Genomic DNA, 24,283 nt, shown 5'->3' with positions numbered 1-24,283 from the left:
CGTCACTATTCAACTTGAATACCTGGTAAGAAATAGAAATGTGAATAAAATCTGAACTACTCTACCAATACAAATCCTGCCCATTGGTATGGATCAAGGCCTAAGTCTCGCAATTCTTTTTGTGCTGCCCTGAAAGCATCAGGAATACTGTTTTTCTTTACATCATTAGCGTTAGTTTCAGAACCAAGCCACATCTTGTAAAAAGTAGTCATCAATAAACTCGTTTGTGTATCCGGCACCTGCCATAAAGACATTATTAAATACTTCACACCGGCAATTTTAAAAGCCCGTTGCAGACCATATACTCCTTCATTGCCCTGAATATCTCCTAATCCGGTTTCGCATGCAGATAATACGACAAGCTCTGTGTTGGATAAATTCATCTGACTGATTTCATAAGCAGTCAGGATACCATCTTCTTGCCCATCCTTCGTTTGAACACCTTGCCATGCTTTATTGCCCCCGGCAAATACCAAACCGGAACGAAGCATCGGTTGTTTTGAATATTTTATTGACGTCTGGTAGGAATTCTCAATACTAGTATCCATCTGATCAACTTTTGGTTCAGGTAAAAAATACCCATGTGTAGCAATGTGAAGGACCCGGGGAGAATCTTTCCCATTGCCCAGTTTTTTTAAAATAGCTTCTGTTGCGTATTTGTCACGGTATTGAATTACTGGAATTTTACTTTTTAAAAATTGCTTATAGATATTCCGGATTTCAGTATCCGTGCCCGGAAGATAATTCCAGTTAGATGTGTATATATTTTTCTGCATGGATGTATCAGAAATATGATTTAAATTTTGCAAGTTATGTGCATTGGGATAATCCAGCTCAGCTTCTCCATTTGAGTCAAAATTGATGCCTCCAAATAAAACAACTGATGTTTGATTCCAAGTAGCTTCTTTGTTGTGGGCCAATTGCCTCGAGCTTCCAAGTTGCACTAATTTATAACGATCACCCAGAGTAGATCCATCAACAACCTCCATCGCATTAAAATTCAATCGGTGCAACATACCTGAAGCCGTCAAATAAATTTTGTCTATATTCATTAAAAAAGAATCAATGGGTTTCCATACCAATTCATATAAGCTGGAATGATTGTGTAAAATAACCGGTGAAGCTCCCCGACTGGCATACAAGGTAGAATGTGTTCCGACAGGAAATAAATTAAGAATAAGGCTTAGTTGCTTCTCTTCAAAAAGAGGGATAAATACAGGAACGGAATCCTCCACTCTTATCAAGAGAACTGCGTACATTAAACTGTCTGTCTTTTTTGGAAAACTCAAACGAAAATTAACAAATTCCAGTACGGCCTCTCCAGGCAATAATTTTAATTTTATGGCCTCCCATTTAACTTGACTTAAAGCTTCAGAATATCCCTGAATCTTTTGTGCAAGTTCCTTCTCTATCGAATTGGCTTTATCTTCCAACTCCATAATTTCATCTACATTTCTATCTTTATTTGACTTTGCATATTCCTTTGTTAATCTTCTTTTATAGGCTTGAAGTGTTGCATTAAGTTCTTTCGATTCATTTGTTTCTCCCGATAACAAGTTCAATCTGCTGGCTGCATGAAGCACAAACCCCTTTTGAAAGAGTGCGGTATTGAATGCCATTTTGTTTAAGGCATCACTATTCGCATTTTCAGTTTTTCTTCGGTAAATAAATGATAAAAGCGTCTCAGAATTTTTACCAACTGATTCCGCATATTTATTCAATTCTTCCGATGACAAATAATGGACAGACTTACTTAGTTTTTTAAAATCAAGTTCCAAATATTCATTCATCATCAAATCTACCTGCTTATATTTTCTATTTTTTTCATTGAAAAGAGCTAAATACCTAAGCGTTGTTGAATATTCAGAATAATCTATACCCACAACACTTCTTATGATTGACTGTGCTTCTGTTATGAGAGGCTCAGCGAGGCTATCCCTGTTTGTGTCCATATACAATTTAGCTAAAGACATCAAACTTTTAGAATAGCCTGTATGCTCTTTTCCAGTTATTGCCTTTTGAATTTCTAAGGCTTCAAGATGCAACTGTTCAGCCATTTGCATATTATGTAATGATTTATATGCATGAGCAAGCAAATGAATGCAGTTTACATAATCGGGATGTTTAGTTCCCAGAGCCGTTAATAAGATTGTTCTTGCTTCCAATAATAAAATGAGAGCCTGACTGTCTTTCTTGAAATCATTGTATAGAGAGGCCAGATTGTAAAGACTTTGTGCGTATCTTGAATGGTTTTTTCCAAACACCATTTCAAATATTTGCGTGGCTTCCAAATAAAATCTTTCCGCTTTCGTAAGGTTACCCATTGCAGAATAGAGTGTTCCAAGATTTGTTAAACTAACTCCATAATCAGGATGTTTTTTTCCTAAATATTGTTCGCGTACTCTTTTTGATTCCAAATATAAGGGCTCTGCTTTTTCGTAATCTCCAATTATAAAATAAAAAACACCTAAATTCGTCACACTTCTGGCGTACTGCGGATGATTCTCTCCAAGTATTTTTTTGATTAACTCATAAGACTCCTTATAAAAGGGTTCCGCTTTATCATAGCGACCCAATTCTTTGTATAAAAGTGCCAAATTATTGAGACTTACTGCAAAATCAATGTGACTCCTTCCAACTGCTTTTTCCTGTAAGTCCCTTACTTGTAAATATATGGGTTCACACTTTTCAAAATTTCCCATCCAATAGTATAATACTCCCAAATTGTTTAGCGCTTTCGCATAAAGATTATGCTCCACTCCATACACCTTTTTAAAAATTGCAATGGCTTCGAAATAATATTTTTCTGCTTCCAAATACTCGCTCTTTGCCAAATGCCATTTTCCCATGCTGATACAACTGTTGCCATAAATTGTTGAGTTTCTCCCAAATTTTTCCAAAGCTTCTCTTTGAACCAAACGTTCCAATTCAAGAGATTTCACCAACTCCCCAATTTCTCTTAAATTCTTAGAAACACTTAATAAACTGTCCAAATGTTTAAAAGCTATGGAATCATTCAGCTGTTGCCCAACAGCAATAGATAAGGTAGTGATAAATAGGAATGTATAAAAGAATTTCATACTGGTAGGCTTATTAAACTCCCAAATATAAACTAAAATTTTGGCGTTAATACAATTCTGGATTCGAATTTAAATAGACCTTGAATTGAATAAAAATACCAATATTTTATTCGAGGTATGAACGATTAATAATAAATAAATTCTGAATACAAAAGTCTAAATTGCATATAATAACTTTTAAAAAAACTGCCATAATTCCAAAGTCCATCCTCAAATATCACCATGTTTTAGCTTTTTAAATTGAGCTGTTAACTATTCAAAATATCGGACCATATCGATGGATTCCAACAAGTACAGAAGCTTGCTATACAAATAAAACTGTTATGAATTAATTACCAAACAGCTATCTAAATTGAGAGCAAGCATTCCAACTTTAAAGAAGATTTCAAGGAATACATAAATAGAAATGCTTGCAAAGAATAGTAAGAATTGAATCAATATACGGAGTGTGCATTAAAGCACAATTATAAAATACCCTTGCCAGTTTAGAAATCTTTTAATTCTTGATTCTAAAATTCATAAGGAAATTGATTTACTCGACAAGCACAAAACCTGCCCATTGATAAGTGTCAAGTCCCGATTCCCGCAATTCTTTTTGCGCTGCTCTAAAAGCATCCGGAATCGTCATTTTTTCGTCCAACCACTTCTTGTAAAATGTGATCATTAACATCGAAGTTTGTTTATCCGGCACCTGCCAGAGAGACATTATAATATACTTTGCCCCTGCAATTTTGAAGGCACGTTGGAGGCCATAGACTCCTTCGTTTCCCTGAATATCTCCTAAGCCGGTCTCACAGGCTGATAGGACTACCAGCTCTGTGTTGGATAATTTCATTTGACTTATTTCAAAAGCTGTCAAAATTCCATCTTCACTGCCTTCAGGTGTTGGCTTCCCATTCCAGGCTGCATTTCCACCAGCCATAATCAGACCGGAACGCAACATGGGGTGATCACTCATTTTAAAAACAGGCTCCGATTCACGATTGACTATTGACTGCTGGCTATTGGTTTTTGAATCTGCAAAAAAATAGCCATGGGTTGCTATGTGCAAAATTCTCGGAGAAGGTGAATTATTTACACCAATGCTTTTGAAAGATTCTTCGGTTGCATCATAACCCTTGTTCAAAGAGGTTTTGATCCCTGAAATCCGCATAATCTTTTCGACAGAATGAACTTCCCGGTCTGTGCCTAACAAGTAGTTCCAAGTGCCCCCGCGCAGCGTCGAATCTATTGATGAAAACGATAACGCCCCTCTTGAATTTGAAGTAAGTAATGGCTCCATATTCATTTTGGATAATGTAGAGTCTTCTTCAAATTGAATTCCACCAAACAAGACAGCATCGTTGTTTGCTTTTTTAATTTGGGAGGGAATTACCCGTTGACGGGTGCTGTTTAATACAATCAATTGGTATTGATCAGCTAATGTTTCAGTCCCAACACCATTCGGAACTGGAATAGGGATTGCCCCTAAATTGATCTTATTTAATAAACCACTTGGTGAAAAATAAATTGTATTTACATCTTTCAGAATGCGGTTAAGAGGTTTCCAAATTATATCATATAAGCCTTCTAAAGAATGATGGGCCACTGGAACGGCTCCTCGGTTGTAGATCTGCGTAATAAGCGTATTCTTGCTTACGTATTCTGATTTTTGCAAAAGCAAACCTGCCAATGATTTTTCTTCAAATAGAGGAACAAAAACAGGACCTGACCCTTCGGGAAATAAAATCAATGCAGCATAATAATGGCTATCCGGGGATTGCTGGGAATGAATTTGGTAATTGACAAATTCAAGGACGGCTTCACCCGGTTTGAGTGTTTGCTGTACTTCCCTCCATTTCACTTGTCTTAAGGCTTCTCCAAAACCTGCAACACTACGGGCGAGTTCTTTTTCCAGGTCATTAGCCTTGCTTGCCAGTTCCGCAACTCTCTTTTGCTCTGTTACGGGTTTGGCATACTCAATAGCCAGTTGTCTTTCAAAAGACTTTAATTGATTGAATTTATCTGCAGCATTTGTATCGGAAAGAGCCAATCGTTTTATAGTTCCGGCAGCATTCAGTAAAAACCCTTTGTAAAACAAAGTATTGTCAAAACAACTGGATGCTAATTTTTGACCACTTGTTTTGTGGGTAAAAGCAAGCAAATCGTTTTGACTTTTTGAAAATTCCTTTAGATAAATTGCCAATTCGCGTTCAGAGAGATAATTTATAGCTTTCCGGATCAATGCCTGATTTAAGGTGGCAAATTCCAGGAATAAGTCACCGGCTTTTGGATAGTTTCCCATGGCATTGTACAGATTTGCCAAATGACCTAAACTCTTCGCATAATCGGGATGACCATTCCCAAAAACTTTTTCGCGAATGGACATGGATTCCAGAAACAAGGGCTCTGCCTTTTCCAAATTACCTTGTGCCTGGTACAATTCAGCCATGTTACTTAAACATGTTGCATAATTTCTATTTTCTTTTCCAATCGATTTTTCATAGATATTCTTCGTTTCCCTGAATAATGAATCAGATTTATCATGGGCTCCAAAGATTTTGTAAAGTTGCGCCAGATTATTTAAACTGGCTGCATATTGCAAATGCTCTTTTCCCAGAATTTTTTCTACTATAGAAATGGATTCAAGAAATAAGGTTTCAGATTTTTCATAGTTACCCATGAGTCTATAAAGATGAGCCAGATTGTTTACACTCGCCGCATAATTTGGATGCATTTTTCCCAACACTTTTCCCCAAATTTCTTTGGCTTCCAGACTCAAAGGTTCAGCCCCTTCATAATTTCCTAATGCCTCGTACAAAAGGGCAAGATTATGCAAACTCGCTGCATAGTCTTTATGTTCCCTTCCTAGCAATTTTTCTCGAATGTCTTTGGCTTCCAGATTAAATTTTTCTGCTTTCTCATAATGTCCCAGGTCCTGGTACAAAAGGGCAAGATTATTTAAAGTAGTTGCATAATCGGGATGATCCTTTCCCAAAATTTTCAAGCGGATTGATTTTGTTTCCAAATACAGAGGTTCAGCCTTCTCATAGTTTCCAATGCTTTTATAAAACAAAGCCAGATTGTTTAAGCTGTGCGTATAATCCGTATGTTCTTTTCCGAATATTATTTCATAGAGGGCATGAGCTTCCAGATAAAGCTTTTCAGCTTTTTCATAGTAGCCTGTGGTCTTAAATAACAATGCAAGACTGTGTACGCTACCTGCATACGACGGATTTTCCTTTCCCAAAACGATTTCTTGTATAGTCCTGGAATTTATAAAACATTTCTCCGCTTCCAGGTATTCATTTCTTGCGTAATAAACCCTCCCCTTATTATACAAACATGCAGCATAAGCTACATCTTGATTTCCAAATTTTTCCAATGCAAATTTCTCGGCAGCTGCAATAACTTCCAAAGCTTTTTCAAGATCATTTTTTCGAATGAGTCCATTCGCTACATTTATAAGGCTATCGATGTATTCTTCTGCCTTGACCGTATCTAAGGATTGGGAATTCCCACATCGTGTAAAGACCATAAATGCAAGGATAAAAAATGCAATTTTCATAGTTGTTTATTACTTATAAAGTTAAAGATAATGAATAATTAAATTTTTAATCTTCAAGCAATATTTTTTATGTGGTTTCCAGAAGATGGTTCATCCAACTACTTGTGTACGCTGTTGAATTCAACCTGATCTTTAAGTATGTAAGCTTATTTTTCTTATTTAGAATATTATATTGCAAATTGCAATTGAATCTAGAACTAAAGAATCAGGTAACTAGCGTCTAGATATTCATTTTCATAATCGCGAAGCTTTAAAGTCCAGCATGATTATACTTTCCATGTTCTATATAAATCTTTATCTTTGTTAACAGTCATCATTAATAGAATCTTATCTTAACATACCCATGAAATCCCATAGCATTACGGTTTCTCTTCTAATTCTGATTTTGAATGCAGGCTGGACTCAAAAAACAGGACAGGAGTTTATAGATTCCTTAAAAAAGGAACTTGCTAAACCCATTAGTGATAGCTTAAGATTTGATTTACTATTAAAAATTTCCAACGAATATAGCTACATCGATCCGAATCAAGGAATTGTATTTGGCAAGCAAGCTATGGACCTGGCAGAACAATTAAAAGACCCTAATCGATTACAAAATGGATATTCTATATTGGGACTCAATTATGACAATAAATCCGAATTGAGTCTTGCTGCTGAAAACTACTTTAACGCATTAAAATGGAGTGAACATTCCGGGTCTAAAAGAGGCCAGGCTGCAAACTTAAGTAATCTTGCAGGGGTATTCATCAAGGACAAAAAGTATAGTAAAGCCCTCGACTACCTCCATAGCGCTGTACAAATTAATCGCGAAATCAACGAACGTGAATTTTTAAGTATCAATTTTATTAATATTGGCCATATATATTTGGAATTGAAGCAAACAGATTCCGCAAAAATTAATTTATTGGAAGCCTTGCGCATCACCAGAGAAATAAAAAATGAGTTAAACGAAACAATTACACTTGCAAATATTGCTCAACTATGGATCGAGGAAAAAAAATATAGTCAGGCCTTCTCAGATCTCCACAGTGCACTTAAACTTGCAAAAGCCAATAAAGACGTGTATATGGAGGCCGTTCTGAATACAATGATCGGATCACTCTATGCTACTATTGCTCTAGATACTTCAAATATATCAACACTTCCCATAAACAAAAAACAAGCATTAACATTAGCCTTTGACTTTCTCCATAAAGGAAGACAAATGTGCGAAAATATGGGAATTCAAGACCAACAAGGAAAAGCCGAAGAAAATTTATTCCTATTATATTCCCATTCGGGGGATTTTGAAAATGCACTGAATCATTATAAAAAATATATCGGGTTAAAAGATTCCATTTTCAGTCTCGAAAGTAAAATGCAAATATCCAGGTTAGAAACCAAACGGGAAATAGATATTCGGGAAAAACAGATTGAAATTGACAAACTGGCAGTAGAAAAAAAGCGAAATGAAAGGACCTATTTTCTTGCAGGAATTATTGGACTCTTGTGTATTATCGGAATTGTCGTCAGAAACTATTTACAACAAAAAAAGACCAATTTATTGCTGAGTAAAGAAAAAGAGCGTTCTGAAGAATTACTGCTGAATATTCTTCCCTCAGAGGTGGCTGAAGAATTAAAGCAAAAAGGGGAAGCAGATGCCACATTATTTGAAGAAGTCAGTATACTTTTTACTGATTTTAAAGGATTTACAGCCGTATCAGAAATTTTAACTCCCCAAGAATTGGTAAGAGACTTGCATGAGTGCTTCACTGCTTTTGACCATATTATGCACAAATACGGACTTGAAAAAATTAAAACGATCGGTGATGCTTATATGGCTGCCGGAGGTTTACCTACTCTTAACCAAACACACGCACAAGATGTAGTGCGTGCTGCCTTAGAGATACGCGATTTTATCGAAGTAGGTAAGAAAAAGAAAATAGAGAACAAACAAGCTTACTTTGAAATACGCATCGGAATACACACAGGTCCAGTCGTGGCCGGAATTGTTGGTGTTAAAAAATACTCCTATGATATTTGGGGAGATACCGTAAATATTGCAGCAAGGATGGAGACGAGTGGTGAAGTAGGCAAAGTCAATATCAGCCAAAGCACTTATGAAAAAGTAAAGAATCTATTTTCCTGTACATATCGTGGAAAAATTGAAGCAAAAAATAAAGGCAACATTGATATGTATTTTGTAGAATGCTAAGTAAAAACACTGTTGCCAATAAAGAATTACTCCATCAATACAAATCCTGCTCATTTACTAAATATCATCAAATTTGAATGTGTAATTGAAACAGAATCTATTTTTCAAGAAAATACTTTTCCATCAAATCATTCCACCGGATGGAGAAAATCTTTAAATTTTCAAAATCGGAATCTTTCGAAATTTCTTCAAAGTTAGTTATACCAGCCTGAATTGCTTGTTCCAGTTTATCGTAGGCATCCTCTGTTTTTTTCTGTAAACTTAAGGCACAGGCCAAATTATAACAAGCTACTGCATAATTCGGATCAAGTTTTAATGCTTTTATAAAGGAGGCCTCCGCAGCCGGATAATTGCGGAGTTGCATATTCAATGAACCTTCGACATTCCATGCAAAACTATTATGAGGACTTAATCTAACTGCGTGTTTCGCAATCCGAAGGGCTTTAGAAAGATCCTCCTGTGCATATAATTGTGCGAGATTAGTAAAAGGAATACTCCAGGTAGGCGAAAATTCAATGGCTGAATGAAAACTTTTTTTAGCTTCTTCCCTTCTTCCAAACAATGAATAATTGATCCCCAATTCATTATGTAAAAATGAAGCCTGATTTTCAAGAGCCAATGCAACTAATAACAATTGGATAGATTCACTGATGAGATCCTTATTGAAATTTTTCTGCCCTGTAATTCTTTTTTGAACAGCTTCAAAATACAATTTTTTGGCTTTCAGAATTTTTGTCATGTAATGTGGTCCACCTAATAATTGGATAGCCTTGTCGAGGTATTGCGCATATATATCATAACTTACATTCCCTCTCAGGCGATTATTAAGTTCCTTAGCATCGACATTCAAATATGCGTTCAACACTTGCTGAGATTCATCCTGTAGAGCAGCTGCAAGTTTTCTCCTCATATTCGTCATCAATTTTTGCATTTCAGGCTCTTTTGTCAAAGTATCAAGGATAGTACTAGCATTTTTGGCCGGATCATTTAATAAATGACCTAAGCTGATAGACAATAGAAAATCTTCATACATGATTCGGTTTCTTTCCGACAATTGTTGAATTTCAAGTAGTTCCTTTTTATTCGTTTCCAGGCTGACTAATGGAGAAAGGACTGAATATTCCAAATCTTCGATTGCATTTAAGTTTGTGGAATTTACAAACGACAAAATGTCTTTTGATGAAGCTGATGCAGCAAATAAGATCCCGGGCTGAATCCATGGAAAAACAGCGAGCTTGTTGAAATAATTTCCCAATTCCTTCAATGAAACGCTCCGATCAGAATTATCATCCGCCAATCCCATCAAGCCTTTAATCAGGTAGGATACCAAACTAATTTTTGCTTCCCTGGTTTCCATTTCAATTTGCGATTCCGATTTTTCGCGAATTCTATTTATTTCAACAATATTTTTGAATAGAGCTTCCTTTTTGATTTCAGGCATTACCGGAATTGACTCTGGATTACCTTCATTTTTTTTGTTAAAGACTGCCGGATACAAATTTGCATAACACCGATATATTGCTTTTTTCTTTTGTGCAAGCACTTTGAACTGGGCAAATAAATTAAAACTGGTTGATGTATTTCTATGGGCAGGAGAATCATAAAAATATAAACTGTTTCCATTTGCAGGCTCATTTGCTGCAGAATAAGCCGCAAAAAATAGAAGCAGGGTATCTCCTTTCTGAGTATCTTCTACCAACCAATCTAAACCAGCCGACAAACCAGCCAAACTGGCTTGTTTGTTCGTTAACAATAAAAGTTCCGCCCTGGTGTCAAAATTCTTATCAAACGACTTTATAAAACCGGCAAAGAATTCGGCATCCCGAACAGCAAAAGGAAGTATCGCAATAGTCGAATCCTGGTAAGTAGAAATCCCAATAACCAAAGCCTTTGTTATGGGTTTTCTTGATTGTGCTGTTGCAATATTCAGGCATACGCAATAAAAATTCATTGCCGCCATAAAAAATAAACATCCAATTTTCCAGAATTGCTTCACGGTTTAAATCTAAAAAATAATTTTATCTTATCTCATCTCTCTTAAATAATTTTTTCTCTATTTATGACTTTGCACATTTATGGTCACTAAAATACAAAATAGCTATTAGATTCAATTAAGGTCAGACCCAAGCTTAAATAAGTTCCTTTTATTGCTAATTGTTATCAGATTAATATGAATTGATAAAAACTAAGATCCTAAATAAACTCATCATCCATGATCCCCATAAACTTTAAGCCATTCCGCCCATTGGGGATGTATGGGGAGAATTTGAGTGCGCGCAGAGAATGAGGATTTATGATTAAGTTTATATTATTCTACCAAAACATACCCAATCTAGTTTGAGTTTGCGAATGAGAATGGTTTATTCCACCAACACGAACCCTGCCCATTGATACGGATCCAATCCTATATCCCGCAATTCTCTTTGGGCTGCACGAAAAGCATCGGGTATACTCATTTTGTCCTCAAGCCATTTCTTATAAAACGAGATCATCAGCATCGATGTCTGTTTATCCGGAACTTGCCACAGCGACATGATAATATATTTCACTCCGGCAATTTTGAAAGCGCGTTGTAATCCATAGACACCTTCATTTCCCTTAATGTCACCTAATCCTGTCTCACATGCAGACAATACCACAAGTTCTGTATTGGACAAATTCATTTGACTGATCTCATATGCTGTAAGGATTCCATCATCTTTACCTTCAGGTGTCGATTTTCCCCTCCAGGCGGCATTTCCACCGGCCATTATAAGTCCGGAACGCAACATCGGGTGATTGCTCATTTTAAAAACACTTTCCGATTGATTTTTAACTATTGATTGCTGGCTATTGATTTTTGCATCCGCAAAAAAATAACCATGGGTAGCTATGTGCAAGATTCTGGGAGAAAAAGAATTATTCGCACCTATATTTTTAAATGAATCTTCAGTCGCATAATAAGCTTTTTTCAATTCAGTTTTTACTCCTGATGTTTGCATGATTTTTTCAATTGAATACACTTCGCGTTCTGTGCCGGAAAGATAATTCCAGCTACCACCTCTCAAACTTGTATCCACTAAATTAAATGATAATTCTCCGCTAGAACGCGAAACTAAAAGGGGCTCATTGAATTGAACAGTACTGTCCGGTTCAAATTGAATTCCCCCGTACAAAACTGCATCGTTGTTTACATTTTTTATTTGAGAGGGGATGACCAATTGACGCGTACTATTTAGTCCGATCAGAAGATACCGATCTGACAATGTTTCTGTCCCGGACCCATTCGGTCCAATTAAAGGAATTGCATTCAGATTAATTCTATGTAGCAATCCACTCGGAGAAAAATAAATGGTTTTGATACCAGCTAATTCTTGTTCGAGGGGCTTCCAGAGAATTTCATACAAGGATCGTATTGGAGCCTCATTTGCTAAAGCTCCGCGATCAATAAGTGTGTATAAAGAATTTACATAATCAGCTTTGCGTTCTGATTTAGTATGCAATAAGGAGTCCATTGATTTTTCTTCGAATAGAGGAATAAACCTTGGTTGTTTGTCACCAGGTTTCAACAACAAAGCGGCATACAGAGTGCTGTCTGTTGTTTTAGGAAAATTAACTTTGAAGGAAATAAACTCCATTGCCGCTTCTGCTGGTTTCAAAGTAGCTTGCACATCACTCCATTTTATTTGTCGAATGGCATCTGCATAAGCTGCTACTGATCGGCTAAGTTCTTTTTCAGCAATGTTGGCTTTTTCTTCAAGTTCGACAATGCCATTTCGCTCGGCGATTGGCTTTGTGTATTCGACAGAGAGCAGACGACGAAAGTCTTTCAGGCGGAGTTTGATTTCCGAAGTCTCAGGAGTGTTCAATGCCGGCGAATTCAGCCTTGAAGCAGAGGACAGGATAAATCCTTTGTATAATAGAGCATGGTCATATGCCAGTTGGGGAAATATTCCAAGCTGAGCTGTAACTTTATTACGGGCATACAGATATGCATTTAAATCGGATCCACTTATTTGGAATTTTGAAATATATTGAGCTAGCTCCTTTTCGGAAAGAAATGCAATGGCATTTACAAGTCTGGTTTGAGATAAAATAAACGCTTCTTCCATTAATGGGTCTGATTCTAAAAATCGAAATTGCCTTTCATACAAACGTACTATATTGGTCAAACTTGAAGTATAATCAGGATGCTCTTTGCCCAGTACTTTATTCCGCAAAGCTTTGGCTTCGAGATGGAAGGGTTCTGCTTTTTCGTAATTGCCCATGAGATAGTAAAGGTTTCCCAGATTGTTCGGACTAGTCGCATAATCGGGATGCTCTTTACCCAACACTTTTTCCCAGATAACTTTGGCTTCGAGATAAAGTGGCTCGGCTTTTTGATAGTTGCCCATATCGTCATAAAGAACTGCCAGATTGTTCAGGCTGGAGGCATAATCAGGATGTTCCTTGCCCAAGACTTTTTCCAGGATGACTTTTGCTTCGAGGTAAAAAGGCTCGGCTTTTTGATAGTTCCCAAAGTCATGGTACAGCATCGCAAGAGAAGCAACACTTAATGCATAATCGGGATGTTCCTTACCCATAACTTTTTCACGGATGGCTTTAGCCTCTAGGGAAAATGATTCCGCTTTTCCGTAGTTACCCATTTCATAATATAAGATCGCAAGATTGTAAACGCTTTCAGCATAAACGGGATGCTCCTTGCCCTTCAATTTTTCGCGGATTTCTTTGGCTTCAAGGAAGAGGGGTTCAGACTTTTCATAACTTCCTAATGCTAGGTAAAGGCTTGCAAGGTTGTTTATACTTGCAGCATAATTAAAATGCTCTTTACCAAGAGCTTTTTCCCAAATGGCTTTGGCTTCGAGGTAGAGAGGCTCTGCTTTTTTGTAATTGCCCAAAGTTTTGTATAGCAGACCGAGATTATGCAAGCTCCAGCCATAATCAGGATGCTCTCTGCCTAATACTTTTTCACGGATGTCTTTAGCTTCAAGATACCATTTTTGAGCTCCTGAATAATCACGTTTGTAAAACAACACCCTAGCTCGATTGAAAGCACAACTTCCATATTCGGCTGATTCCTTACCAAGTTTTTCGAGGGCTATTTTTTCAGCGACAGCACTCACTTCCAGTGCTTTGTCAAAATTGCGATTCACCAGCAAGTTGCGTGAAATTCGAATGAGGCTGTCCACTTGTTTAATAGCAATTGAATCAATAGTTTGAGCAGAAAGTAAATTAAGTATGAATAGACAAAAACTACAAAGGCCGTATTTCATGAAAGATTTGTTGAAATTATGAGATGAGTTCAATGAGATTATTTATTAATAAAAGTACATTTCAAGATTCATTTCTTTTGCATGACAAATACTATAGTCATTTCTTCGACACTATTTCATTTGATCCGGATAATATTTTTTCATAATTTCTTTCCACTTCGGCAATTCTCTTAATGGTGCTAGATCTGGATCTCTTTGCATCCAATGAAAATCATATGCTAATATTGCAGCTTGTTCTAGCGCTTCAAAAGCCTTTTCTGGTTTACCAATAATAGTCAATATGCAGGTCAAATTATAAAAAGACTCACTACTCTTGTCAAGCGATTTCAATTTATAAACGTAGTATTCCGCTAGATTTGGATTATTAGATTTTGCATAAAAGTATGCCACGTTTCCAATATTACTGATATTTAATGAATCAAAATTTAGCAACTTCTTACAGAGGATATTTCCTTCCGTTAAAGTAATTCCTTTTGGGTAGCAGTTCAATAAATTAAATATTGGATCATCATAAGTAGAATCAGAATCAGCAGATTTTTTATAATACTCAGCCCCTTCTTTGATCCTATCAGATTCACAATAAAGATTGCCCAATTCAGTATAAGGTGAGGCTTTATCACGCTCAGTTCGGGCAGCTTTAAGTTCTCTATTAAAGATTATTTCAGCTTCATTAAATCTACCAGTACGGTAATAGATTTTGCCAAGACGATTTAAGGCACCTGAATAATTTGAATCTAATTGAATAGCTTTAAGGAAATGTGCTTCGGCTTTTTCAAATTGCTTCGTCTCAATGTAGACATTTCCCATAAGGTTATATGCACATGGAAAACAAATTCCTTCATCTTCGCTAGCAACTGCTTTTTTTAACCAATATTCCGCCTTTTGAAAATCACGTTGATTAAAATAAAACGTTCCCCTTTGATACCAAACTAATAAAGAATTCGTGTCAATAGCGCCGGCACGATTTAATAATTCTTCAGCTTTATCTTTATTTTTCAACGCACCCATATAAAATCGAGAAAGTTTAATATAAGGAACGACCCAATTTGGAACAAGTGCCACAGCTTTGTTTGCATAATTTATCGCTGAATCTTCTTCATTTGGCAAACAAGTGAAAATCAATTCTACATAGGCTTGTGGTAAGTCAGGCTGTTTTTGCAATGCTAACAAATAATTTTCCTTAGATAGCTTTTTTTGATTTTTGAATTTTTCCATTAAAAAAATACTTCCGTGCTTGTAAACTTGAGTGGAGATAATGTGAAGTTCCCAATAATTCTGATGCTCGCTCTAGATAGGCAGGATAATTTTTATACAATTGGGAAACCGAAATTCCGGAAGTAACTTCTGAAGTAAATCCGTTTTTGAGCATTGTATTCATCACTTGTTGCGCTTCATCTTGTAATGCCGCGGCATAATTTCGTTTCATTGTTGCATGCAATCGCTCTAATTTAGGTTCCAATATCAGCTGTTGATAATACGATTCTGCACACGCTAGCTCAGGCACTAAAAATATTTTTTGTTGAAGTGCACTTTTAAAAAGTGCGTAAATTCTAATTGTATTTGAATCCAATTTTGAAAGCAAATCTTCCTCAATACCTCTGGAGTCAATTGCCGACAACATCATCATTTGATTGGTTTTGCCGGACTTAATAGAAGATACGAACTTTTCATTCACAATGGTCAATCTTTCATTGCGATTACCAACCGTCATGGGTACCTGAATCACCGGTGCAACTTCTTTGGATACCTGATCTTCAAGATATCTACTCACTTCCTGCAAGGTGACCCATAAATCATTGTTAATATCTGCCAGACCATAAAGGGCATCGAGAAGATGATATGAAAATGCACCGCGACCACCGCCCCATTGCTCGCCTTCAATACTGTATTCATTCGGTTGACAGGAAAGTATTTTTATTTCATTGCCATATTGCTTTGCAAGATTGGTTCCTGTTATTTGCGATCCGCCTACACTACTTCCTGCCAATTTACCGGAACGACAGGCATCTGTAATCACAATGACTTTTGCCTTGTTTTGAGTAGATAAAGTTGTCACAATATCCTGAAACATGGGCAGCGCCAATGCACCTCCTGCTAAATAGACTCTTGCCGGTGCATCCCAGCACAATAAGTAACCCGGCTGTGTAATGGTTTTCTTCTCTACATCTCCATGACCTGAAAAATATAAAACGACCTGGTCATTTTCCTTGACCACTTCCATTAACCAATCTAATGCAATAGCGAATTGTGCAACGGTTGCGTTTTCATTGAGTAATACTTTTAAATGATCAACATCTAAATTTCCGCCCGCATTTGACCTAAGATAATTAGCAAATGCTTCGGCGTCTTTGTGTGCGAAGCGTAGGTCTGGTATGGCATTATCCTGGTAGTCGGAGATGCCGACGACGACCGCGTAAGTGGAAGTTGGCAGTTTTGAGCTGGCAGTTTGCAGTTGTGATACGCCTTTGGATTGGGAATACAAACAAACGTTTGTTAGGATAAAAACAAATAATAATATGCTTTTCAATTATTTTAATTTTTCGGGTATTGTAAAAAGTATTTTTTCATCATCAAATCCCATTTTGATTTTTTTGATCTCAACAATTCCAAATCAGAATCAGCCTCCAAATCTTCAATTCGATTGAACCCATTTATCAAAGCGTCATCAAGATACTTCCAAGTTTGGTTGAATTGCTTTTTACGAGCATTGAGTATTGCAAGTCGAAATAAAGCTTCAGCATGCTTTGGTTCTAAATGAATAATTCTCTTTAATAACATGTCGGCGTTTGGGTCTGTATTTACATCCATATAAAGTGCCGCAAGGTTATAAAGGGAATTAACGAAATTTGAATCAATCTTAATAGCTCTCTTAAAACAATATTCTGCTTCTGCATTCATTAGCTGCCTGTAATACAATGTCCCCAATAGATCCCAGGTATATGGATTTATTGAATCCAACTTCACAGATTTTAATAAATAAGTTTTAGCAAAATCGAATTTCAATTTATCTGTATAATGTTTGCCCAACAAATTCAATGTATGGGTTTTACCAGAATCCAATGAATATACTTGATGAAGGGTATACTCAAACTCGACTTCCCTCCCTTGGGAATCATAAATCTTACCAAGGTAAAACCATAAATTCTGCCAAGTTGAATCAATGGACAGCGCTTTTTTAAGTTGTTGCTCTGCCTTCTCAAATGCTCCCATTTGAAAATACACAATGCCCAAATTTCCATAAACAGGAGCAAGTGTACTGTCTCTTTGAATACATTTCAATAAGAGGGATTCTGCTTCAAAATGCTGTTTCAAAATCATGTTGATAGATCCCAATTCAAATATAGATAACAAATCTGTCGAATCGAGTATAAAACATTTCCTAAATAACTCCTTCGCTTCAGAAAACCGCCTGGCTTTTTTATAAATTATACCCAGATTAAAATAAGCATTTATGTAATTCGAATCAAGATCGATTGACTTTTTATATTGCATTTCCGATTCGATCAGTCTTCCACTTTCAGAATAAACAATGCCAAGATTGTAATAATTTGAAACAAATGTTGAATCCAATTCAATCGCTTTTAAATAATATTTCTCTGCATCCAAATACTGCTTACTTAAAAGACAAATATTACCAAGGCTATTGTAAGACATGGAATTTGCACTTGAATACAGTTGCATAGCTTTGATGATTAGTTCGCGAGCCATATCCATTTTTCCTGCTGCAAGATAATAACTTGAATAATTATTTAAATGAATAACATCCGATCTTGCTAAAACAGAATCAAGGGATTCCGCTAATTCTAAAAATTCTCTTGCCTTTTCGAGTTCCCCTGTTATTCTATTATTTATAATTATATTTTGGGCGTACATACCACCCAGCGTTGAATATGGTAAGAACCAATTTGGTGTATGTTCTACAGCCCGCTTTGCATAATATTCTGCTGAATCCGTTTGATTAAATTGATTAAAGTGTAATACTTCCATGAAATAATATATATGGGAAGACTCGGGATGAATCATTAAAGCCTTTCTATACTTTTCTAAGACCTTATTTCCTAATTCGAGATCATGGACTTTAATATCGATCAGATTTAGATGCATCAGGTATCCTTCGAAAAATAATTTACGGGACATTAATATATTGTACATATAATGGTCCACGCCCAATAATTCTGCAGTCCGTTCAAGATATCGAGGAAATATTTTATATTTTGAAAATGCACTAAATTTTGATAAAGAAAGTTCTTTTAAATCCGTATTCAACCACTTTTTTAATACCTGCTGAATATCATCTTGCAATGCCGCGGCAAAATTGCGTTTCATTGCCGAATGCAACCTCGCCAACCCAGGTTCTTTTATTAGTATTTCATAATAAGCATTTGCGCATGCATTCTCAGGTTCCAAAAAAACTTTTAGCTTAAGTGCATTATTAAACAATTCATGAATTCTTCGAATTCCTGTATCTACTTTTGATAAAACCATTTCTTCAATTCCTTTCGATTCGATTGCACTCATCAACATCGTCTGATTTTTTTTGCCGGACTTAAATGCTGATAATAGACTTTCATCCACACTAGCCAATCGCTCATTCCGATTTCCAACGACCATGGGAACCTGACTCACCGGCGCCACCTCATTGGTTACATGGTCTTCCAGATATCTTCCTACTTCTTGTAAGGTCACCCATAAATCATTATTGTTATCGGCCATTCCATAAAGTGCATCGAGAAGGTGATACGAAAAGGCACCTCGCCCGCCGCCCCATTGCTCGCCTTCAATACTGTATTCATTCGGCTGGCATGACATGATCTTAATTTCATTTCCAAATTGCTTGGCAAGATTCGCAGCCGTAGCTTGTGATCCTCCAACCGAACTTCCTGCCAAAGTACCCGAACGACAAGCATCGGTAATGACAATCACTTTTGCTTTATTTTGTATTGATAATGTAGATACTACTTCCTGCAACATCGGCAATGCAAAGGCACCACCGGCCATATACACTCGTGCCGGTGCATCCCAACATAATAAAAATCCGGGTTGCGTCAAACTCTTTTTCTCCACATCACCATGGCCCGAAAAATAAATGATGGCCTGATCTCCTTCTTTGCAAACTTCCCACAACCAATCCAATGCATTGGCAAATTGGGCCATAGTGGCTTTCGAATTGATCAGTACTTTTAAATGATCGCCATCCAGCTTTCCTCCAGCTTCAGATCGAAGATAATTTGCAAAGGCTTCCGCATCTTTGTCGGCAAAGCGCAAATCAGGAATGCCCGCATCCTGATAATCGGAGATGCCAATTACAACTGCATATGTCTTAGTATTGACTCCTGACTGTTGACTGCTGGCTGTTGATAATAGCGATGCTCCTTTATTTTGTGCCAACAAACTAATACTCGTCAATACTAAAAAAAACATAAAGTTTATTTTCATAAATATCCTATTTCATCTTGTCAGGAAAATATTTTTTCAACAATTTATTCCACTTTTCTTTTTGCAATTTCAAATTTTGTAAATCGCTATCCTGTTCTATAGTGTCAAGATTATTAAATCCTTTTTGGATTGCTAATTCTAGTTGAGTAAATGCTTCCTCTGTTTTACTGAGCATACTAAGTCCACATGCTAAATTATAATAAGCCATTGAAAATTCAGGATTCAATTGAATTGCTAATCGGTTTGCTTTCACTGACTCTTCATATCGTTTTAATTGATTGTAAACAACTCCCAATTGATAATGAGTTTCTGCATCATTTGGGGCAACTTCAATTGCTTTATTAAACTGTTGCGTTGCTTCTTCAATTCGCTGTGTAAATGCATAAACTCTTCCCAAGTTAATCATTAATTCAAACGCATTCGGGTCCTTGCGAATACCCGTTATTAAAATAGCTTCTGCTTCACGAATCCGATTTGCGCTTAAATATACTTGAGCCAAAGTTCTATAAGTATATTGATCAAGCGAATCAAGTTGAAGAGCTATGCGACACAAGGAATCTGCCGTTTCCAAACGATTTGATTCTATATAGATCATAGCCATAAATCTATAGGCTTCCGGATCTTTTGGATATCTGGTAATCCATTTTTTTCCCATTGATTCTGATTCGTCTAATCTTCCTTGGTTCAAATAGAGTGAAGTTAGATTTATCACTGCCGGATCTGAAGTCGAATCAATCTTCAAGGCATTGAGATAATGTTTTTCGGATTCCACAAATTTCCCTAAATAGTAATAAGAAATTCCCAATGCAATGTGAATACAAGACCTGCATAGCTTCACATCATCACGTTCCAATATTTTCAGAAATTTCATTATAGCAGAATCTGGTTTTTGATTCAGAACATAATACGTTCCCCAGCTGTACAACAAATAAGTTGCATTTGAATCAATCCTGTTGGCTTTTTCAAGTGGTTCTCTTGCTTTTTCTAATTTCCTGGCTGTATAAATTTTATGAAGGATTATATAAGGTACAATCCAGGAAGGAGTTGTTTTCATCGCTAAATTCAAATAATACTCCGCTGAATCCAATTGATTAAGTGAAAATGCATATAAACCTCCTAATCTCAAATACACAAAAGATAAATCACTCTGCCAACTAAGCGCCTCACGATAATGGTTTAAGATATCTAACACTACTTTTCTATCCGAAATACCAATGTTACCTGGGCTGGTATTGAAATGGCCGAGGGCAACAGCTTCAAAATAAGCCTTTCGTGCTTTCAATGATTTAAACATATAATGTTGTGGCCCTAATAGATCCGAAGCTCTTTCCAAATATTTTGTATAAGTTGCATTAGTCAAGCCCTTCATTTTCGAATTGGAAAAAAGATTCTCATTAATGTCGGACATTAATAATAAATTGATGGCCTGCTGTGCCTCTTCTTGCAATGCAGCGGCATAATTACGTTTCATCGTAGAATGCAAACGTTCTAATTCAGATTTATTGATTAATTGTTGATAATACGATTCAGCACATGCACCTTCTGGTTCTAAAAATATTTTCTGTTTGAGTGTATTTTTAAATTGAGTATACATCTTCTTGGTACTTGAATCCAATTTTGATAATATATCTTCTTCAATTCCTCTTGAATCTATAGCGCTCAACAAAATCGTTTGATTGGTTTTCCCGGATTTAATGGATGATAACAGATTGACATCAACACTTGTTAATTGTTCGCTTCGATTTCCAACGACCATGGGAACCTGACTCACCGGCGCCACCTCATTGGTTACATGGTCTTCCAGATATCTTCCTACTTCTTGTAAGGTCACCCATAAATCATTGTTGTTATCGGCCATTCCATAAAGTGCATCGAGAAGATGATACGAAAAGGCACCACGTCCACCACCCCATTGCTCGCCTTCGATGCTGTATTCATTCGGCTGACATGACATGATCTTAATTTCATTTCCAAATTGCTTGGCAAGATTCGCAGCCGTAGCTTGTGATCCTCCAACCGAACTTCCTGCCAAAGTACCCGAACGACAAGCATCGGTAATGACAATCACTTTTGCTTTATTTTGTATTGATAATGTAGATACTACTTCTTGCAACATCGGCAATGCAAAGGCACCACCGGCCATATACACTCGTGCCGGTGCATCCCAACATAATAAAAATCCGGGTTGCGTCAAACTCTTTTTCTCCACATCACCATGGCCCGAAAAATAAATGATGGCCTGATCTCCTTCTTTGCAAACTTCCCACAACCAATCCAATGCATTGGCAAATTGGGCCATGGTGGCATTCGAATTGATCAGTACTTTTAGATGATCGTTGTCGAGTTTACCTCCGGCGCTTGATCTGAGATAATTTGCAAAAGCTTCGGCGTCTTTATCTGCAAAACGCAGGTCGGGGATGGCGGGATCCTGGTAGTCGGAGATGCCGACGACGACCGCGTAGACCTCACCCCGGCCCTCTCCACTTTGCGGAGAGGGTTGGGGTGAGGCTCCTTTGGTTTGGGAATACGAACAAACGTTTGTTAGTATAAATAAAATTAGAAAGTATGGTTTCATTATAATTTATTACATTTTGTCGGGGAAATATTTATTCATCAACGCATCCCACCTTTCTTTTTGCATCCTGAGATTATGGAGAAAAGGAATGGAATTCAATCTAGAATAGTCACTAAATTTATTTTGCAATGCTTTTTCCAGCGAAGAGAATGCTAAATCTTCTTTTCCGGATAAACTATACAAACAGGCAAAATCAAAATCAACATAGAATACTTGCTCCCTATCGATCTGGTATGCTTTTGTGAATATATGGTCAGCATCTTTCAATTTATTTTTAATTAGATTCAGGTAGCCTAAAAGTTTCCAGGCTATAACATCAAAGGAATCTTTTTCAATTGCAATAAAAAATTGTTTCTCAGCATCCAATAATCTAAAACTTCGCAGATACATTTCACCCAGGTTTGCATAAGAAGATGAAAACTGCGGATTGAGTTGAATAGTTTTTAAAAACAAGCGTTCTGCTTCTCCGGTATTTCCAGTCAGTGACAACATTTTTGCTTTGACATTCAAAGAGCGAATGGAATTCGAATCAATAGCCCAGGCTTTATCAACATAGTATTTTGCTTTTTTAGGTTGTTCGGACCAAAGTAACATTTCAGCCAGCGATGAATAAATAATCGGCTTTTTAGGAGCCAAAGAAATTCCTCTGTCAGCAAATACACGGGCACTGTCTTCATTCATAAAATTGCAAAGAAAAATTTGACTCATCAAAATATAAGTCATTGCCATATCGGGTTCCATTTCTAATGATCGTCTTGCCCATTTTAAGGCTTCATTTCCAACTACAGTATCTTTTGCGATGAAAGGACTTTTTAAATACGCCACACCTCCATTAAAAAAATATTCTTTAGCCTTGAGGTTTTTATACATGTAATGATTGGGGCCCAACAATTCCGAAGCACGATGAAAATAACTGGCGTACTTTGCGTATAAACTTCTGTCGAGAAAAACACGGATGTTCAAATTATTTTCATCTGAAACCATTGCCGTATTTAAAAACTGTTGCGCCTCATCCTGAAGTGCTGCAGCATAATTTCTTTTCATGTGATTTTGTATAGGCTTCAATCCAGCTTCAACAATTAAAGCATTGTACAATTCATCCGCATTATTACCAGGAGGATCCAGAAAATTTTTCTCTTTTAATGCCCTTTTAAATTTCAGATAATTTTCTTTAACCAGGCTGTCGACCTTTGACAAAGTTTCTTCCTCAATTCCCCTGGATTCAATTGCTGAAAAAGCAACCACTTCACCTTCTTTTTTTGATTTCAAGGAAGTAAACAAAACCATATCATATACAGCAATCGTATCTGTCTTTTTTCCTATCAATAAAGGAACCTGACTTATTGGAGAAACTTCTACAGGTACATGATCTTCGAGATATCTGTCGAGTTCAGAAAATGTAATTTTCTGATCATTGTTGTTATCTGCAAACCCAAATAAACCGTTTACCAAATAATAACTAAACACACCACGGCCACCGCCCCATTGTTCTCCTTCTATACTGTACTCTGTAGGTTGACAGGAAAGTATTTTAATTTCATTGTTGTATTGTTTTGCCAGATTTAAACTGGTTAATTGGGTACCGTTGATGTCATTGCCTGCGAGTTTACCGGAACGGCAAGCATCGGTGATCAATATCACTTTTGCTTTACGTTCTGCAGATAATGTTGAGATCACTTCATTGATCCAGAAAATGGTCATTGCACCAGCGATATATGTCCTTGATGGAGAATCCCAGGTCAACAAAAATCCTTGCTGGCTTCTGGTTTTAGATTCCACATCACCGTGTCCTGAAAAATAAATAATCACCTGATCACCTTCTTTAGCTTCATCCATCAACCAATCCAATGCGGCTGCAAATTGCGCATTGGTTGCTTCTTTTCCCAATAATACTTTGAGATGATCATCATCGAGCTTACCCAAACCCGATGATTTCAATAATTCCACAAATGCTTTTGCATCCCGTTCTGCAAATCTCAAATCCGGAATCGCTGCATCCTGATAATCGGAAATGCCGACGACTAATGCGAAGGTCTTATGGGTTGATTGTTGTTGGTTGCTAGTTGATATGGGGGAAACGCCTTTTTGCTGAGCAGAAAGGCTTTGAATAAAAAATGAAATGATTAAAATTAAAATCCGATTTTTCATTTTTTTTTCTTTGAAGTGAAAGAATATTAAATTTTTATTTTAAAATAAAAT

General features: G+C 36.7%; 10 protein-coding genes. 1 reads left to right on the top strand and 9 read right to left on the bottom strand.

Features of this window, described 5'->3' with window-relative positions; all coding sequences use genetic code 11:
* Positions 1-56: 56 nt before the first annotated feature.
* Complete coding sequence (locus tag IPM92_10565) at positions 57-3,080, bottom strand: CHAT domain-containing protein (GenBank protein MBK9108784.1); 3,024 nt, start codon at positions 3,078-3,080, stop codon at positions 57-59.
* 532 nt (positions 3,081-3,612) lie between these two features.
* Positions 3,613-6,597, bottom strand: a complete 2,985-nt coding sequence (locus IPM92_10560; GenBank protein ID MBK9108783.1) for a CHAT domain-containing protein — start codon at positions 6,595-6,597, stop codon at positions 3,613-3,615.
* Positions 6,598-7,012: 415 nt separating this feature from the next.
* Here IPM92_10560 and IPM92_10555 point away from each other — a divergent pair, with 415 nt between their 5' ends.
* Positions 7,013-8,821, top strand: a complete 1,809-nt coding sequence (locus IPM92_10555; protein ID MBK9108782.1) for a tetratricopeptide repeat protein — start codon at positions 7,013-7,015, stop codon at positions 8,819-8,821.
* Between the two features lie 97 nt (positions 8,822-8,918).
* On the opposite strand, the gene IPM92_10550 is transcribed toward IPM92_10555, so the two are convergent.
* The 7 genes from IPM92_10550 to IPM92_10520 all read right to left on the bottom strand — a co-directional run bounded on the left by IPM92_10550 (position 8,919) and on the right by IPM92_10520 (position 24,232).
* Positions 8,919-10,817 (bottom strand): caspase family protein, encoded by a 1,899-nt coding sequence (locus IPM92_10550; GenBank protein ID MBK9108781.1) that lies wholly within the window; start codon positions 10,815-10,817, stop codon positions 8,919-8,921.
* Positions 10,818-11,181: 364 nt separating this feature from the next.
* The gene (locus tag IPM92_10545) at positions 11,182-14,073 is read right to left on the bottom strand and encodes a CHAT domain-containing protein (GenBank protein ID MBK9108780.1); all 2,892 of its coding nucleotides are present in this window, start codon (positions 14,071-14,073) and stop codon (positions 11,182-11,184) included.
* A gap of 111 nt (positions 14,074-14,184) precedes the next feature.
* Positions 14,185-15,288, bottom strand: a complete 1,104-nt coding sequence (locus IPM92_10540) for a tetratricopeptide repeat protein (GenBank protein MBK9108779.1) — start codon at positions 15,286-15,288, stop codon at positions 14,185-14,187.
* Positions 15,254-16,600 (bottom strand): caspase family protein, encoded by a 1,347-nt coding sequence (locus IPM92_10535; protein ID MBK9108778.1) that lies wholly within the window; start codon positions 16,598-16,600, stop codon positions 15,254-15,256. The genes IPM92_10540 and IPM92_10535 overlap by 35 nt, the downstream gene beginning before the upstream one ends.
* A gap of 5 nt (positions 16,601-16,605) precedes the next feature.
* Positions 16,606-19,509: a caspase family protein gene (locus IPM92_10530; protein ID MBK9108777.1), complete on the bottom strand. Its 2,904-nt coding sequence runs from the start codon at positions 19,507-19,509 to the stop codon at positions 16,606-16,608.
* 7 nt (positions 19,510-19,516) lie between these two features.
* The gene (locus IPM92_10525; GenBank protein ID MBK9108776.1) at positions 19,517-22,084 is read right to left on the bottom strand and encodes a caspase family protein; all 2,568 of its coding nucleotides are present in this window, start codon (positions 22,082-22,084) and stop codon (positions 19,517-19,519) included.
* A 9-nt stretch (positions 22,085-22,093) separates the two neighbouring features.
* Positions 22,094-24,232: a caspase family protein gene (locus IPM92_10520; GenBank protein MBK9108775.1), complete on the bottom strand. Its 2,139-nt coding sequence runs from the start codon at positions 24,230-24,232 to the stop codon at positions 22,094-22,096.
* Positions 24,233-24,283 lie beyond the last annotated feature (51 nt).

This window comes from Saprospiraceae bacterium (assembly GCA_016719615.1).
In the GTDB taxonomy this organism is placed as follows: domain Bacteria; phylum Bacteroidota; class Bacteroidia; order Chitinophagales; family Saprospiraceae; genus Vicinibacter.
Note: the sequence above shows the minus strand (reverse complement) of the source record. Positions and strands in the feature narration are given on the sequence as shown.

What these genes read in the sequence shown, in the direction of transcription:
- IPM92_10565 (MBK9108784.1), bottom strand. Translation starts at nt 3,080, where the DNA reads ATGAAATTCTTTTATACATTCCTATTTATCACTACCTTATCTATTGCT.
- IPM92_10560 (MBK9108783.1), bottom strand. Translation starts at nt 6,597, where the DNA reads ATGGTCTTTACACGATGTGGGAATTCCCAATCCTTAGATACGGTCAAG.
- IPM92_10545 (MBK9108780.1), bottom strand. Translation starts at nt 14,073, where the DNA reads ATGAAATACGGCCTTTGTAGTTTTTGTCTATTCATACTTAATTTACTT.
- IPM92_10540 (MBK9108779.1), bottom strand. Translation starts at nt 15,288, where the DNA reads ATGGAAAAATTCAAAAATCAAAAAAAGCTATCTAAGGAAAATTATTTG.
- IPM92_10530 (MBK9108777.1), bottom strand. Translation starts at nt 19,509, where the DNA reads ATGAAAATAAACTTTATGTTTTTTTTAGTATTGACGAGTATTAGTTTG.
- IPM92_10525 (MBK9108776.1), bottom strand. Translation starts at nt 22,084, where the DNA reads ATGAAACCATACTTTCTAATTTTATTTATACTAACAAACGTTTGTTCG.
- IPM92_10520 (MBK9108775.1), bottom strand. Translation starts at nt 24,232, where the DNA reads ATGAAAAATCGGATTTTAATTTTAATCATTTCATTTTTTATTCAAAGC.